The organism is Nocardioides dubius, assembly GCF_039528155.1.
Lineage (GTDB): Bacteria > Actinomycetota > Actinomycetes > Propionibacteriales > Nocardioidaceae > Nocardioides > Nocardioides dubius.
This window is the reverse complement of record NZ_BAAALG010000008.1, coordinates 165,636-178,646: the sequence shown is the minus strand read 5'-3', so window position 1 is coordinate 178,646 and position 13,011 is coordinate 165,636. Positions and strand designations below refer to the sequence as shown.

At 70.8% G+C, this 13,011-nt stretch carries 14 protein-coding genes and 1 tRNA gene; 4 read left to right on the top strand and 11 right to left on the bottom strand.

Annotated features, from left to right (window positions below):
- Positions 1–44: 44 nt before the first annotated feature.
- The gene (locus tag ABD151_RS10775) at positions 45–299 is read right to left on the bottom strand and encodes a hypothetical protein (protein ID WP_343994146.1); all 255 of its coding nucleotides are present in this window, start codon (positions 297–299) and stop codon (positions 45–47) included.
- 132 nt (positions 300–431) lie between these two features.
- On the opposite strand from ABD151_RS10775, the gene ABD151_RS10770 reads away from it, so the two are divergent.
- Entirely contained in the window at positions 432–707 is a 276-nt protein-coding gene (locus tag ABD151_RS10770) for a hypothetical protein (protein ID WP_343994144.1), read from the top strand.
- Positions 708–782: 75 nt separating this feature from the next.
- Here the strand turns inward: ABD151_RS10770 and ABD151_RS10765 are convergent.
- The 3 genes from ABD151_RS10765 to ABD151_RS10755 all read right to left on the bottom strand — a co-directional run bounded on the left by ABD151_RS10765 (position 783) and on the right by ABD151_RS10755 (position 1,868).
- Positions 783–872, bottom strand: a tRNA-Ser gene (locus tag ABD151_RS10765).
- 70 nt (positions 873–942) lie between these two features.
- Positions 943–1,374: a nucleoside deaminase gene (locus tag ABD151_RS10760; RefSeq protein ID WP_343994228.1), complete on the bottom strand. Its 432-nt coding sequence runs from the start codon at positions 1,372–1,374 to the stop codon at positions 943–945.
- Between the two features lie 23 nt (positions 1,375–1,397).
- Entirely contained in the window at positions 1,398–1,868 is a 471-nt protein-coding gene (locus ABD151_RS10755) for a tRNA adenosine deaminase-associated protein (RefSeq protein ID WP_343994142.1), read from the bottom strand.
- Between the two features lie 97 nt (positions 1,869–1,965).
- Between ABD151_RS10755 and upp the strand changes: the two genes are divergently transcribed.
- Entirely contained in the window at positions 1,966–2,607 is a 642-nt protein-coding gene (gene upp / locus ABD151_RS10750; RefSeq protein WP_343994140.1) for a uracil phosphoribosyltransferase, read from the top strand.
- A 110-nt stretch (positions 2,608–2,717) separates the two neighbouring features.
- Here upp and ABD151_RS10745 read toward each other — a convergent pair whose 3' ends face one another.
- The 4 genes from ABD151_RS10745 to ABD151_RS10730 all read right to left on the bottom strand — a co-directional run bounded on the left by ABD151_RS10745 (position 2,718) and on the right by ABD151_RS10730 (position 7,353).
- On the bottom strand, positions 2,718–3,590 hold the full coding sequence (locus ABD151_RS10745; RefSeq protein ID WP_343994138.1) for a hypothetical protein: 873 nt from the start codon (positions 3,588–3,590) through the stop codon (positions 2,718–2,720).
- A gap of 75 nt (positions 3,591–3,665) precedes the next feature.
- Positions 3,666–5,861: a HelD family protein gene (locus ABD151_RS10740; RefSeq protein WP_343994136.1), complete on the bottom strand. Its 2,196-nt coding sequence runs from the start codon at positions 5,859–5,861 to the stop codon at positions 3,666–3,668.
- A gap of 79 nt (positions 5,862–5,940) precedes the next feature.
- Positions 5,941–6,528, bottom strand: coding sequence for a rhomboid family intramembrane serine protease (locus ABD151_RS10735; protein ID WP_343994134.1), 588 nt, complete (start codon positions 6,526–6,528; stop codon positions 5,941–5,943).
- Between the two features lie 69 nt (positions 6,529–6,597).
- A complete protein-coding gene (locus ABD151_RS10730) occupies positions 6,598–7,353 on the bottom strand; it encodes an enoyl-CoA hydratase family protein (RefSeq protein ID WP_343994132.1) in 756 nt (251 codons plus the stop codon).
- A 124-nt stretch (positions 7,354–7,477) separates the two neighbouring features.
- Between ABD151_RS10730 and ABD151_RS10725 the strand changes: the two genes are divergently transcribed.
- Positions 7,478–7,864 carry a DUF3054 domain-containing protein gene (locus ABD151_RS10725; RefSeq protein ID WP_343994130.1) on the top strand — a complete coding sequence of 129 codons (387 nt, stop codon included), beginning with the start codon at positions 7,478–7,480 and terminating at the stop codon, positions 7,862–7,864.
- A 25-nt stretch (positions 7,865–7,889) separates the two neighbouring features.
- Here ABD151_RS10725 and ABD151_RS10720 read toward each other — a convergent pair whose 3' ends face one another.
- The 3 genes from ABD151_RS10720 to ABD151_RS10710 form a co-directional block, all read right to left on the bottom strand.
- Positions 7,890–8,291, bottom strand: a complete 402-nt coding sequence (locus ABD151_RS10720) for a DUF779 domain-containing protein (RefSeq protein WP_343994128.1) — start codon at positions 8,289–8,291, stop codon at positions 7,890–7,892.
- Positions 8,291–9,814 carry an aldehyde dehydrogenase gene (gene adh / locus ABD151_RS10715; protein WP_343994126.1) on the bottom strand — a complete coding sequence of 508 codons (1,524 nt, stop codon included), beginning with the start codon at positions 9,812–9,814 and terminating at the stop codon, positions 8,291–8,293. Before adh ends, ABD151_RS10720 begins: the two co-directional genes overlap by 1 nt.
- A gap of 151 nt (positions 9,815–9,965) precedes the next feature.
- Positions 9,966–11,159 carry a GAF domain-containing protein gene (locus tag ABD151_RS10710; protein ID WP_343994124.1) on the bottom strand — a complete coding sequence of 398 codons (1,194 nt, stop codon included), beginning with the start codon at positions 11,157–11,159 and terminating at the stop codon, positions 9,966–9,968.
- A 132-nt stretch (positions 11,160–11,291) separates the two neighbouring features.
- Between ABD151_RS10710 and ABD151_RS10705 the strand changes: the two genes are divergently transcribed.
- Positions 11,292–12,935, top strand: coding sequence for a molybdopterin-dependent oxidoreductase (locus ABD151_RS10705; protein ID WP_343994121.1), 1,644 nt, complete (start codon positions 11,292–11,294; stop codon positions 12,933–12,935).
- Positions 12,936–13,011 lie beyond the last annotated feature (76 nt).

The following is a 13,011-nucleotide window of genomic DNA, read 5'->3' as shown; positions in this document are numbered from 1 at the left end:
TGTGACCTCAGCGTCCGGTTACAGCCCTGAAAGCCGCCCTGAGGTCACATTGAGCGGGCCGGGCGGGTTGCGGTCGCCCACCGCGCACCCCAACCGGCCACGATCAGGCCGAACGCCAGCAGCACTGCCGCGGTCGGGATGACGTGGTAGGCGTAGAGGCCCGCCACATCGCCGTCGCTGCTGTCCGCGACGTCGGCAGCGGCCTCAGGCCGCACCACCTCCGCGACCACGTTCATCAGCACCAGCACCGCGATGCCGACTCCCACCAGGATCGACCACCGCACCAGACTGCGCTCCATCACGTCACTTCCTTCTGACCTCGGATGCTCGGATCATCGCAGCACCGGAGCCGACGCGGAGCGGGAACGCATTCTGCGGCGGGGAGCCGCCTCCTCTACTAGCGTGTGCCTTCCCCCGTCCAAGGAGGCTGCATGATCGACGACGACGCGTTGCTCGCCGCCGAGCAGCGACGGATCGAGACCGTGCTCCGACGGATCTGCTACGCCCTTGCGCTGATCGGGCTGCCCTGGTTGGTTTTCATGCGCGTCGAAGGCACCTGCCCTGAGGATGCCAGCGACTGCCATGTACTCATCTTCGAGGGCCTGTTCTGGGCGTTCTGCACCTTTGTTGCGACCGCGGCCGTCTGCACGATCATCGCCATCCGCATCGACCTGAAGCGGCGGTTCGGACCGAAGCGACCAGGGTGAGCCCGGGTCGCGACAGGCTCAACCAACGGGCCGAAAACGAGAGAACCCGCCTGGTCTCCCAGGCGGGTTCTCTGCTGGCGGTGCCGGAGGGATTTGAACCCTCGGTGGACTTGCACCCACAAACGCTTTCGAGGCGTTCTCCTTAGGCCGCTCGGACACGGCACCGCGGAAGAATCTACCGGACGACGGCCCGCACTTGAAATCGGGGGCTCGCCCACGGACGCCACAGGTCGAGTCAGCGGTGCCCGTCGAAGAAGTCGAGCAGCAACCGCTGGGCCTCGGCCTGCAGGACGCCGGCGACCACCTCCGGGCGGTGGTTCAACCGCCGATCGCGGACGACGTCCCACAACGAGGCGACGGCCCCCGCCTTCTCGTCGAACGCGCCGAAGACCAGGCGTTCCACCCGCGACAGCACGATCGCGCCGGCGCACATCGTGCAGGGCTCGAGCGTGACCACCAGCGTGCAGCCCGAGAGCCGCCACTCGCCACGGGTGCGTGCGGCCTCGCGCAGCGCCACCACCTCGGCATGCCCGGTCGGGTCGGCGTCGGCCTCACGGGTGTTGCGACCGCGACCGATCACCGCGCCATCGGCGTCCAGCACCACCGCGCCGATCGGCACGTCCCCGGTCGCCCGGGCAGCCTCGCCCTCGGCCAGGGCAAGACGCATCGCGGGCTCGAACTCTCGACTCATCAGGAGGAAGTCAACCCGACGGCACGGTCGAAGGCCGCACCGAACCCCAGCAGCGCCGCCACCTCCGAGAGCACCTCGTCGGCGTAGCGGTCCTCGTCCACCAACTGCGCGAGCGTGTCGGCGTCGACCCCGAGGTCGCTCAACAGGGTGAGGTCACCGGCCGGTGCCTCCTCGTCGTCGTCCTCGGGGAAGGGCAGGCCGAGGTGCTCCACCGCGGTGCGGGCCAGCTCCCACTCGTCGGCGGTGGTGATGTCGGAGAGCAGGAGCCGGGTCTGCGCCACCGAGGTGCGCACCACCAGGAACGCGTCCTCGTCGAGCCCGATCAGTGCCAGCGCGCCGCCGTCCGCGGGGAACCGGTGCAGGCCCGCCGCCAGCGTCTCGACGTCCACGAGCACCGACTCGGTCAGCTGCTCGACCTGCCACTCGCCGTCGCGGTGGAAAGCAGCCAGTGCGAACTCGACGCTGGTCAAGCCAACCATGGTGCCTCCCTGGACCGCGCGGACCTGTGATCCAGACTGGCAGAGGTTGGTAGCAGTTCCAAGCCCAACCTCGGCTAGGTTTGAAGCCATGCGCACCCACGTCGTTGACCACCCGCTGGTGGCCCACAAGCTCACCACGCTCCGCGACAAGTCCACCGACAGCCCGACCTTCCGCCGTCTGACCGACGAGCTGGTCACGCTGCTGGCCTACGAGGCGACCCGCGACGTCCGCGTCGACGAGGTCTCGATCGAGACCCCGGTCGCGTCCACCAGCGGCATCAAGCTGGCCTCCCCGAAGCCGCTGGTCGTGCCGATCCTGCGGGCCGGCCTGGGCATGCTCGACGGCATGGTCCGGCTGCTGCCGACCGCCGAGGTCGGCTTCCTGGGCATGATCCGCAACGAGGAGACCCTGGAGGCCTCCACCTACGCCGAGCGGCTGCCCGACGACCTCTCCGGCCGCCAGTGCTACGTGCTGGACCCGATGCTCGCCACCGGCGGCACCCTGGCCGCCGCGATCCGGTTCCTGGTGGACCGCGGCGCCGACCACATCACCGCGATCTGTCTGCTGGTCGCCCCCGAGGGCGTGGCCCGCCTCGAGCAGGAGCTGGCCGACATCGACGTGCCGGTCACCATCGTCACCGCCGCCCTCGACGAGCGGCTCAACGAGCTCGGCTACATCGTGCCGGGCCTCGGCGACGCCGGCGACCGCCTCTACGGTGTCGCCCACTGATCCGAGGGCTCAGGAATAGCGCCCGAGAGCGCACAAATGGTCCCCGAGGGCGCACAAGTAGCAGACGAGATCGTTCTCTCGCTTGCCATTTGTGCGCCCTCGGCGCTTGGTCAGGAGCCGGCGAGCGGAGCGACCGGCTCCGACTGCAGCACCCGGAAGGTGTACGCCGTGCCGACCACGGTGATCGGGTAGGCCACCACGATGCCGACGCAGCAGGCCAGGACGCCCAGCACCGAGACGCCGACCGCGAGCAGCGCGAAGAGCAGCACCGCGCCGAAGTTCGCCGCGGTGAGCGAGACGCTCGACTTGATCGCGGTGATCGCGTCCTGCTCCTTGCCGATGATGAAGTACGTCGTCAGGTAGGTCAGGAACATCACCGCCACGCCGGGCAGGATGCAGAGCATCAGGCCGAGGGTGGTGAGCGCGCCGAGCACGATCGAGGCGATGATCAGCTGCCCGAAGTTGATCCGGTCGAACATCGTCGACAACGACGGTTGCCGGCCGTCGACGACGTCGAAGGCGATCCGGATCGCACCGGCGGACAGGATCATGGTCAGCACCGCCGAGGCGATGTTGAAGACCAGTGCCAGCGGGTTGAAGTCGAAGGCGAAGCTGCCGCCGTCGGTCGAGCCGCTCGCCTCGAAGACCGAGCCGCCGGTGATCACGGAGCCGATGCCCTGGACGATGCCCGGCACCACCAGCGCCAGGATGCCCGCCACGATCAGCGGTCCGGTGAAGGTGGTGAACGCCTTCCAGCCGTAGCCGATCGCTGCGGTCGCGCTGTAGCTCGCCGGGCCGGGCGCACCGCCGTAGGGCGGCTGCCCCCAACCGGGCGGACCGCTCGGCGGCCCGCCCCAGCCCGGGGGCGGAGGCGGGGGCGGAGCACCCCATCCGGGGCCGTTCGGCGGAGGCTGTTGACCCCAGTTCGGCGGCTGCTGACCCGGGTTCGGGTCCTGCGGCGGGTAGGGAGGCTGGTTGCTCATGCCGCTGAGCCTAGGGACATCTCCCGCTCAATGTGAGCACAGCGCGCGCATCCCGTCGGAAAGTGCGCGCTGAGGTCACATGGAGACGAGGGACAGCAGCTGGGTCGCGCGGGTCAGCACCACGTACAACGTCGCCCGCCCGGTTGCGGACTCGTCCTCGATCTCCTGAGGCTCGACGACGACGATGCCGTCGAACTCCAGGCCCTTGGTGTCCAGGCCGGTGAGCACCACGATCCGGTCCTCGCCACTGGGCACGTCGCCGGGGTTCACCGCACCACGCGCCTCCTCGGCGAACTCGGGCCAGGAGGCCAGCCAGCCGTTCACCTCGGCACGGCGCGAGACCGGGACCACGATGCCGACCGTGCCACCGACCTCGGCGGCCAGCCGCTGCACCTCGGCACGCACCGCCGCCTCGATGTCGCCGACCCCGCTGTGCACGACCGGGTCGACGCCGGTCGAGCGGACCGCCGTCGGCAGGTCCGCATCCAGGCCGACCCGCTGCGCGTAGGCCGCCGCGTAGGCGTAGATCTCCGACGAGTTGCGGTAGTTGGTGGACAGGTGGAAGGCGTGGATCTCCTTGCCGGCAAGGGCTTCGGCCCGCGCCTCGTCCGCCTCGGCAGCGACCGGCCACGACGACTGCGCCGGGTCGCCGACGATCGTCCACGACGCCGTCCGCCCGCGCCGCCCGACCATCCGCCACTGCATCGGGGTGAGGTCCTGCGCCTCGTCGATCAGCACGTGCGCGAACGGGTCGTCCTCGATCCGGTTCGTCGGCGGACGCCAGCCCGGCCCGGTCGCGAACTCGCGATCCGACGCGGTGGTGAGCTCCTGGATGTTGCCGCCGACGTGGTCGGAGTACTCGTCGCCCTCCGCCGCGTTCTTCTCCGGCAGGTCGCCCAGCGCATAGCGGGCCTCGTCGAGGAGCGGGATGTCCTCGATGGAGAGGCCGTCGTGCTGCCACGACTTGTGCAACAGTGCCTGCTCCTGCTGGTCGATGACGCCGTCGCCCACGCGCGCCAGGAAGTCGGCGTCACGCAGCCAGGCCATCACCTGGCTCGCCTCCAGCGGCGGCCACCAGCGCAGCGCGAACTCCACGAAGACGTCGTTGCCGAGCATCTCGGCAGTGAACTCCTCTTTGCCACGCTCGCGCCCGCGCTCGCTGCGCACCTGGCGCCACAGCGCGTCGATCAGCGTCGAGGCCACCCGCGGGATCTGCTTGTTGCGCTTGCCCTGGCTGAGCAGCTGACGGCGCAGCCGGCCGAGCAGCTGACGGTCGAGCCGCAGCACGTCGTCGCGGTAGAAGATCTGGAACTCCCGCGGCCCGCCGGGCACCGCCTGGCGGGCGGCGCGGCGCACCACCTCGGCCATCCGCGCGGCACCCTTGACGTCGGCGACCCGCGGCTCGTCGTGCCGGGTCGCGCGGACCCCGTCCACCACCTCGCCGAGCGAGCGCAGCGCCACCGCCGTCTCACCGAGGCTGGGCAGCACCCGCTCGATGTAGCGCATGAAGACGCCCGACGGGCCGACGATCAGCACGCCGCCGCTCTCATAGCGCCGGCGGTCGGTGTAGAGCAGGTAGGCGGCGCGGTGCAGCGCGACCACCGTCTTGCCGGTGCCGGGGCCGCCGGAGATGGAGACCACGCCGCGCGAGGGGGCACGGATCGCCTGGTCCTGCTCGGCCTGGATGGTCGCCACGATCGAGTGCATGGAGCGGTCGCGGGCCCGCGAGAGCTGCGCCATCAGGGCGCCCTCGCCGACGATCGGCAGGTCGGCCGCGTTGTCGGCGTCCGGGTCGAGGAGCTCGTCCTCGACGCCGATCACGGTGCGGGCCGCGGCCCGCAGGACCCGGCGGCGCACCACGTCGTGCGGGGTGGCGGCGGTCGCCTGGTAGAAGACCGCAGCAGCCGGGGCGCGCCAGTCGATCAGGAGGGAGTCGCGGTTCTCGTCGCGCAGGCCGATCCGGCCGATGTAGCGCGGCTCCGGGTCGACGTCGCCGCGCAGGTCGAGGCGGCCGAAGACCAGGCCCTCGTGCGCGGCGTCGAGCTGGGCGATCCGCTTGGCCGCCTGGAAGACCATCGCGTCGCGCTCGACGAGGCCGCCCTCGTGGCCGAGCTGGCCTCGCTCGTGACCCTCGCGGGCGAGCTCCTGGGCGTTGCGGGTGGACGAGTCGAGCTGGGTGTAGACCCGGTCCACGAAGCTCTGCTCGGCAGCGATCTCACGCTGCGCGACGGCGTCGGCGTCAGTGGGGGCGTTGGGCTCGACCTCGGGCACTGCAGGTCCTCATCTCCAGGTGACAGGAACGATCAACTTTACCGAGGTCACCCACCCCGTGCGACGCCAACGTCGCCATTCAGACGGTTGCTGGAACCCGCGGGCCGCGCTCGGCCATCCAGAAGGCGGCCAGCCCGCCGCCGATCGCGCCGAACAGGTGGCCCTGCCAGGAGACGCCCGGGGTGCCCGGGAAGACGCCCCACAGGATGCTGCCGTAGATCGCGAGCACGACCAGGCCGATCAGGATCTGCCCGACGCTGCGGTTGAAGAAGCCGCGCATGATCAGGAAGACCAGCCAGCCGAAGATCAGCACCGACGCACCCAGGTGCAGCGTGTTCTCCCCGCCTGTCAGCCAGGTGCCGACGCCGCCGACCACCCAGATGATCGCGGTCGCCCTGGCCCACACGGTGATCCCCGACATCAGGATCAGGAAGCCCAGGATCAGCAGCGGGAGGGTGTTCGCCGCGAGGTGCCCCCAGCCGCTGTGCAGCAGCGGCGCGAAGAGGATCCCCCACAGGCCGTCGGCCTCGCGCGGCTCGATGCCCAGGCCGTCGAGCCGGTTGTTCGCGATCTGGTCGATCATCTCCAACAGCCAGAGCACGCCGACGAAGGTGCCGATCACGGTGGCGGCGTCCGCCCAGCGCGAGCTCTCTTGCTCCGACGTCATGCCGACCAGCGTACGCACCGCTCAATGTGACCTCAGCGCGCATCTCAGCGCGCAATCTGCGCGCTGAGGTCACATTGAGCGGCGTGTCAGGAAGGCGGTCATCGCCTCGCGGGCCTCGTCGGAGCCGAAAAGCCGCGCCGACAGCTTGGCCAGGTCGCCACCGTGCTCGTCGATGTTGCGCACCAGGTGACGCCCCAACAGCAGCTTCGTCTCGCGCAGGCCCTGCGGCGCGCCGGTGGCCAGGGCCGCGCAGACGGCGTCGACCTCGGCATCCAGCTCGGCCTCGGGGACCGCCTTGGTGACCAGGCCCATCGCGGCCGCCGCGGCACCGTCGAAGGTCTCACCGGTCAGGAAGGTGAGCGCTGCGGCCCGGTCGGTCATCCGCGGCAGCACGGTCAGCGAGATCGCGGCCGGGGTGAGCGCGAGCTTCACCTCGGTGAAGGCGTAGCTGGCGTCGTCCGCGCTGATCGCGACGTCGGAGGCGGCGACGATGCCGATGCCGCCGGCCCGCACCGCCCCGTGCAGGCGGGTGACCACCGGCTTCGGGCAGGTGACGATCCGGCGCTGCAGGTCGACGATCCCCAGCGCGCCCTGCTCCATTCCGCCCGACGACGCCTCGGAGAGGTCGGCGCCGGAGCAGAAGGTCCGGCCCTCGGCGCGGATCACGATCACCCGGACGGCGGCGTCCGCCTCGGCCGCATCGAGACCGCGGTACAGCTCGCTGACCAGCTGGCGGGAGAGCGCATTGCGGTTGTGCGGCGAGTCGAAGGTGATCGTCGCGACGGCGTCGACGGTGCGGTAGTGGACGAGCTCAGCCTCAGTCATGGCGCCATCCTGCCAGCGGCTCCGCGCGCCGTCATGCGTTGCCCGCAAGCGGGTGCGCCGTCCTGACGCCGTCTCGACGACGTCCCGGGACGGTGGGATGCCCGGCGATGGGGACAATGGTCGGGTGAGCACTGCTTCTGCCCCGTCGCGTCCGATCCGCTACCCCGTCGCGCTGATCGCCGACGCGCTGGTGCTGCTGGTCTTCGCCGCCGTCGGACGCCGTGAGCACGACAGCGGCAACCCGGTCCTCGGCGTCTTCGACACCGCCTGGCCGTTCCTGGCCGGCGCGCTGGCCGGGCATCTGATCGTGCTCGCGTTACGTCGCCCGCCGGGCGCACTCGGCTCCGGCGTGGTGGTCTGGGTGACGGCGGTGGCCGGCGGCATGCTGCTGCGCCAGGCGACCGGGGACGGCACCGCCTTCTCCTTCATCGTGGTCGCGACCTGCTTCACCGGCTTCTTCCTGCTCGGCTGGCGGCTGGTGGCAGCGCTGGTCGCGCGCCGCCGGGGGTAGTTCGCCACGAGCGCCCGGCCGCGGATCAGCCGAGTAGCGCCGCCTCCTCGTCGGTGAACAGCCGCGAGCGGATCAGGAAGCGCACCCCTTCGGGTGCCTCCAGCGAGAAGCCCGCACCGCGGCCCTTGACCACGTCGATGGTCAGGTGGGTGTGCTTCCAGTACTCGAACTGAGCCGCTGACATCCAGACCGGGACCGTGCGCTCCAGCCCGACGTCGAGGTCGCCCAGGTGGACGTCGGCGGCGCCGGTCTTGAACTCGCCGTCCGGGTAGCACATCGGCGAGCTGCCGTCGCAGCACCCGCCGGACTGGTGGAACATCACCGGCCCGTGCTGGCCGACCAGGCGGCGGATCATCTCCGCCGCCTGGTCGCTGACAGCGACCCGCTCGACGGCGGGGGTCTGCCCCGCTTGCGAGCCGCCGGTCATCAGAAGAACCCGAGCTTGTCCGGGCTGTAGGAGACGAGCAGGTTCTTGGTCTGCTGGTAGTGGTCGAGCATCATCTTGTGGTTCTCGCGACCGATGCCGGACTGCTTGTAGCCGCCGAACGCCGCGTGCGCGGGGTAGGCGTGGTAGCAGTTGGTCCAGACCCGGCCGGCCTGGATCGCCTTGCCTGCTCGGAACGCCTGCGCGCCGTCACGGCTCCAGACGCCGGCGCCGAGGCCGTAGAGCGTGTCGTTGGCGATCTTGAGCGCATCGGCCTCGTCGTCGAAGGAGGTCAGCGAGACGACGGGCCCGAAGATCTCCTCCTGGAAGATCCGCATCGCGTTGTCGCCCTCGAAGACCGTCGGCTGCACGTAGTAGCCCTCGGCGAGGTCCCCGTCGAGAACCAACCGCTCGCCGCCGGTGAGCACCTTGGCGCCCTCCTGCTTGCCGATGTCGAGGTAGGACAGGATCTTCTCGAGCTGGTCGTTGGAGGCCTGGGCGCCCATCATCGTGGTGTCGTCGAGCGGGTTGCCCTGCTTGATCGCCTTGACCCGCTCGATCGCGTCCGGGATGAACTGGTCGTACATGGACCGCTGGACGAGGGCGCGCGACGGGCAGGTGCAGACCTCGCCCTGGTTGAGCGCGAACATGGTGAATCCCTCGAGAGCCTTGTCGTAGAAGGCGTCCCGCTCGGCGGCGACGTTGTCGAAGAAGATGTTCGGCGACTTGCCGCCCAGCTCCAGGGTGACCGGAATGATGTTCTCGCTGGCGTACTGCATGATCAGGCGTCCGGTGGTGGTCTCACCCGTGAAGGCGATCTTCGAGATCCGCGGGTTGGAGGCCAGCGGCTTGCCCGCCTCGACGCCGAAGCCGTTCACGATGTTGACCACGCCGGCCGGGAGCAGGTCGCCGACGAGCTCGAACATCTTCAGGATCGACCACGGGGTCTGCTCGGCCGGCTTGAGCACCACGCAGTTGCCGGCGGCGAGCGCGGGCGCCAGCTTCCAGACCGCCATCAGGATCGGGAAGTTCCACGGGATGATCTGGCCGACGACGCCGAGCGGCTCGTGGAAGTGGTAGGCGATCGTGGTCTCGTCGATCTCGCTGATCCCGCCCTCCTGGGCGCGCAGGGCGCCCGCGAAGTAGCGGAAGTGGTCGATCGCGAGCGGCAGGTCGGCGTTCAGGGTCTCGCGGACCGCCTTGCCGTTGTCCCAGGTCTCGATCACCGCCAGGTCGGCCAGGTTCGCCTCCATCCGGTCGGCGATCTTGAGCAGGATGTTCGACCGCTCGGTGGTCGAGGTGCGGCCCCAGGCGTCAGCGGCGGCGTGGGCGGCGTCGAGGGCGGCTTCGATGTCCTCGGCGGTGCCGCGAGCGATCTCGGTGAACGGCTTGCCGTTGACCGGCGAGATGTTCTCGAAGTACTGACCCTTGACCGGGTCGACCCACTGGCCCCCGATGAAGTGGCCGTAGCGGCTCTCGACCTTGATGTTCGAGTCCGCGGTGCCAGGCGCTGCGTAGACGGTCATGCTCGATCTCCCAACGTGGTGGCGCCGAGCGCCTCGTCGGCGTCGGCAGTGACGTGCCTCACACGCTAGAAACAGCAACGTTGCATCCCCGTTGCATCGGTTCGCGGCGCGGACGAGCGCAAGTTCGGGGGTTAACAAGCGCAAGTTCGGGCTAGGTGAGCTCGCGGTCGAGGCGGGCCAGCTGGCCGGCGATCAGCGGCAGCAGTGGAGAGGTCGCGCCGACGGCGTCGCGTTGGGCGAGCCACATCTCGTAGTCGTCGGCACCCCACGAGGAGCGGGTCCAGGCCGACATCAGGTCGGCCCGGCCGCCGTGCAGGACGGCGCTGCGCACACTGGCCTCCACGCCGGCACGCAACCGCACCACCCCGGGCGCGACCGAGCGCGGCAGCACCGGACCGCGGTAGCTGCGCATCGCGCCGACCACGTCGCCGGCCGCGAGCTGGGCCTCCACCCCGAGCCAGTCACCGGCCACCTCGGCCGTGAGCCGGTACGGGCGCGAGGCCAACAGCTCCTCGCCCAGCAGGTTGCGCAGCCGCTTGAGCTCGGCACGCAGGGTCGAGGCGTTGCTGTCCTCCTCGTAGAGCAGGGCGTTCAGCTCGTCGCCGGACATCCCGCGCGGCGCCGCGGCCAGCAGCAGCACGATCTCGCTGTGCCGCGGGCTCAGTCGCAGCGAGGCCGAGCGCCCGGACCGATCCTCCAGGTGCAGCAGGGCCTCGTGCCGGCCCATCGCCTCGATCCGCAGCGCACGCCGCGGCACCACCGGGCCGACCGCCTCACTTCGCCGGTTGTAGGCCAGCTCCGTCTCCGCCATCCGGACGGCGGCCCGCACCATCGCCATCGTCTGCGGCACCACGATCTGGTCGCCACCGGTGATGTCGAGGACCCCCAGCAGCTCGCCGCTGTGCGGGTCGTGGATCGGCGAGGCGGCGCAGCTCCACCGCTGCACCGAGTGCCGGAAGTGCTCCGAGCCGATGATGCTGACCGGCTGGTCCAGGGTGAGCGCCGTCCCCGGCGCGTTGGTGCCGGCGAACCGCTCGTCCCAGTTCGCGCCCTCCACGAAGCCGATCCGCTCGGCCTTGCGCAACGCGGCCGGGTGCCCGCAGACCCAAAGCAGCTGGGCGGCGGCGTCCGAGACGGCCATCACCGCATCGCAGTCGCGCGCCGCCTGGCCGAGCACGTCGTCGAGCAGCGGGAAGACGGCGGCCAGCGGATGCGCCTCACGGTGGTCGCGCAGGACGTCGGCGTCGAGGGTGATCGGCGCCTCGGGGGCGTCCACGCTCACCCCGGCCGCGGCCGAGCGCTGCCACGACTCCGCGACCTGAGCGCGCATCTCCTGGTTGCCCACGCTCCCAGTGAACCCGACGGAGGTCTCCTACGCCACCACTCAATGTGACCTGACGGCCGTCAAAGTGGCCTCGACACGACCCTCAGGTCACATTGAGCAATCCGGATCGCGGTCGGCGACGAATCCCTCGGTATGGACCCCTCTTCAGGATCGGGCAGCCGCTGGCTGTGGGCGGGCTTCGGCCTGCTCGCCTCCCTTGCCGGCATCGCCGCCGCACATCTGGTCGCCGCCGCGACCACCCCCGCCGCCTCGCCGGTGCTCGCGGTCGGCTCCGCCGTCATCGACCGGACCCCGACCCCGGTCAAGACCTGGGCCATCCGCGAGTTCGGCAACGCCGACAAGCCGATCCTGATCGGCTCGGTCTTCGCGGGCGTCCTGCTGCTGGCCGCGGTCGCCGGGCTGCTCGCCCGGCGCCGGGTCGAGCTCGGCGTCGCGCTCGTCCTGGTCCTGGCCGCCGTCGCCGGCTATGCGGCCCTGGCGCGTCCGGTCGCCACCACGGTCGACCTGCTGCCCGCGCTCACTGCGGCTCTGGTCGGCGCGGGGGTGTTGACCTACCTGGCCCGGTTGGCCCGCACCGGCGAGCCCCGGCCGGAGGCCGAGGAAGTCCAGCCAGGAGCCCAGGAAGCCCAGGCCGCGGCCGAGAAGCCGAGCGCCGCCACCTCGCCGGGAGACCCGGGTGACCCGGGCGGCCCGGGCCCGGACCAGGAGCCCACGGCAGGCGTGCGCCGTCGCAGCGTGCTGGGCGCTGCCGCGGTGATCGGTGCCGCCTCGGCGCTGACCGCCGCCGGCGGCGAGTGGCTGGCCCGGGTGCGCACCCGGATCACCGACATCGCCCTGCCCAAGCCGGCCAGCGCCGCACCACCGCTGCCGGCCGACCTGGCGAACCTGAACCCCGAGATCTCGGCGCTGCAGACCCCGCGCGGCGAGTTCTACCGCGTGGACATCAACCTCAGCCTGCCGATCGTGCCCGCCGACGACTGGGACCTGCGCATCGACGGCGACGTCGACAAGCCGTACCGGCTCACCTTCGACGAGTTGCTCGCGATGCCGTTGATCGAGCGCGACATCACCTTGACCTGCGTCTCCAACGAGGTCGGCGGACGCTACGTCGGCGGCGCGCGCTGGCTCGGGGTGCGGCTCGGCGACCTGCTGGAGCGGGCCGGCGTCCGGGAGGGCAACGACCAGCTGCTCAGCACCGCCGAGGACGGCTTCACGATCAGCACTCCCCTGGAGATCGCGCTGAAGAACCCCGACGCGATGGTCGCGGTCGGGATGAACGGCAAGTCGCTGCCGGGCGAGCACGGCTTCCCGGCCCGGCTGGTGGTGCCGGGCCTCTACGGCTACGTCGGTGCGACCAAGTGGCTGCGCCGGCTCACCGTCACCACCTACGACTCCGAGGAGGCCTACTGGACCCAGCGCGGCTGGTCCATCGACGGCCCGATCAAGGCCTCCGCCCGGATCGACACACCGCGCCCCTTCGCCGACCTCGACGCCGGCACCGTGGTCATCGGTGGCGTCGCCTGGGCCCAGGGCCACGGGGTCGCCCAGGTCGAGGTGCAGATCGACGACGGCCCCTGGCAGCGCGCGATCCTGGGCGGCGACGTCGGTCTCGACTACTGGCGCCAGTGGTACCTGCCGTGGGAGGCGACCAGCGGCAGCCACAGCCTCAGCGTGCGCACCACCACCCAGGACGGCGAGGTGCAGACGGCGGCGCGCGCCACCCCGTACCCCGACGGGTCGACGGGCATCCAGCAGATCCAGGTCAAGGTCGGCTGATCGCCGTCCGGGCCGACGGCGAGAAGAAGTCCGAATCTTCTTGCCAGGTAGACCAATCCGCCGCTGCGACGGCACC

Bases quoted from the DNA above. Each gene is read 5' to 3' on its own strand.
- ABD151_RS10705 (WP_343994121.1), top strand. From the start codon at position 11,292: ATGGACCCCTCTTCAGGATCGGGCAGCCGCTGGCTGTGGGCGGGCTTC.
- ABD151_RS10770 (WP_343994144.1), top strand. From the start codon at position 432: ATGATCGACGACGACGCGTTGCTCGCCGCCGAGCAGCGACGGATCGAG.
- ABD151_RS10745 (WP_343994138.1), bottom strand. From the start codon at position 3,590: ATGAGCAACCAGCCTCCCTACCCGCCGCAGGACCCGAACCCGGGTCAG.
- adh (WP_343994126.1), bottom strand. From the start codon at position 9,814: ATGACCGTCTACGCAGCGCCTGGCACCGCGGACTCGAACATCAAGGTC.
- ABD151_RS10775 (WP_343994146.1), bottom strand. From the start codon at position 299: ATGGAGCGCAGTCTGGTGCGGTGGTCGATCCTGGTGGGAGTCGGCATC.
- ABD151_RS10720 (WP_343994128.1), bottom strand. From the start codon at position 8,291: ATGACCGGCGGCTCGCAAGCGGGGCAGACCCCCGCCGTCGAGCGGGTC.
- ABD151_RS10760 (WP_343994228.1), bottom strand. From the start codon at position 1,374: ATGCGTCTTGCCCTGGCCGAGGGCGAGGCTGCCCGGGCGACCGGGGAC.
- ABD151_RS10730 (WP_343994132.1), bottom strand. From the start codon at position 7,353: ATGACTGAGGCTGAGCTCGTCCACTACCGCACCGTCGACGCCGTCGCG.
- ABD151_RS10735 (WP_343994134.1), bottom strand. From the start codon at position 6,528: ATGACGTCGGAGCAAGAGAGCTCGCGCTGGGCGGACGCCGCCACCGTG.
- upp (WP_343994140.1), top strand. From the start codon at position 1,966: ATGCGCACCCACGTCGTTGACCACCCGCTGGTGGCCCACAAGCTCACC.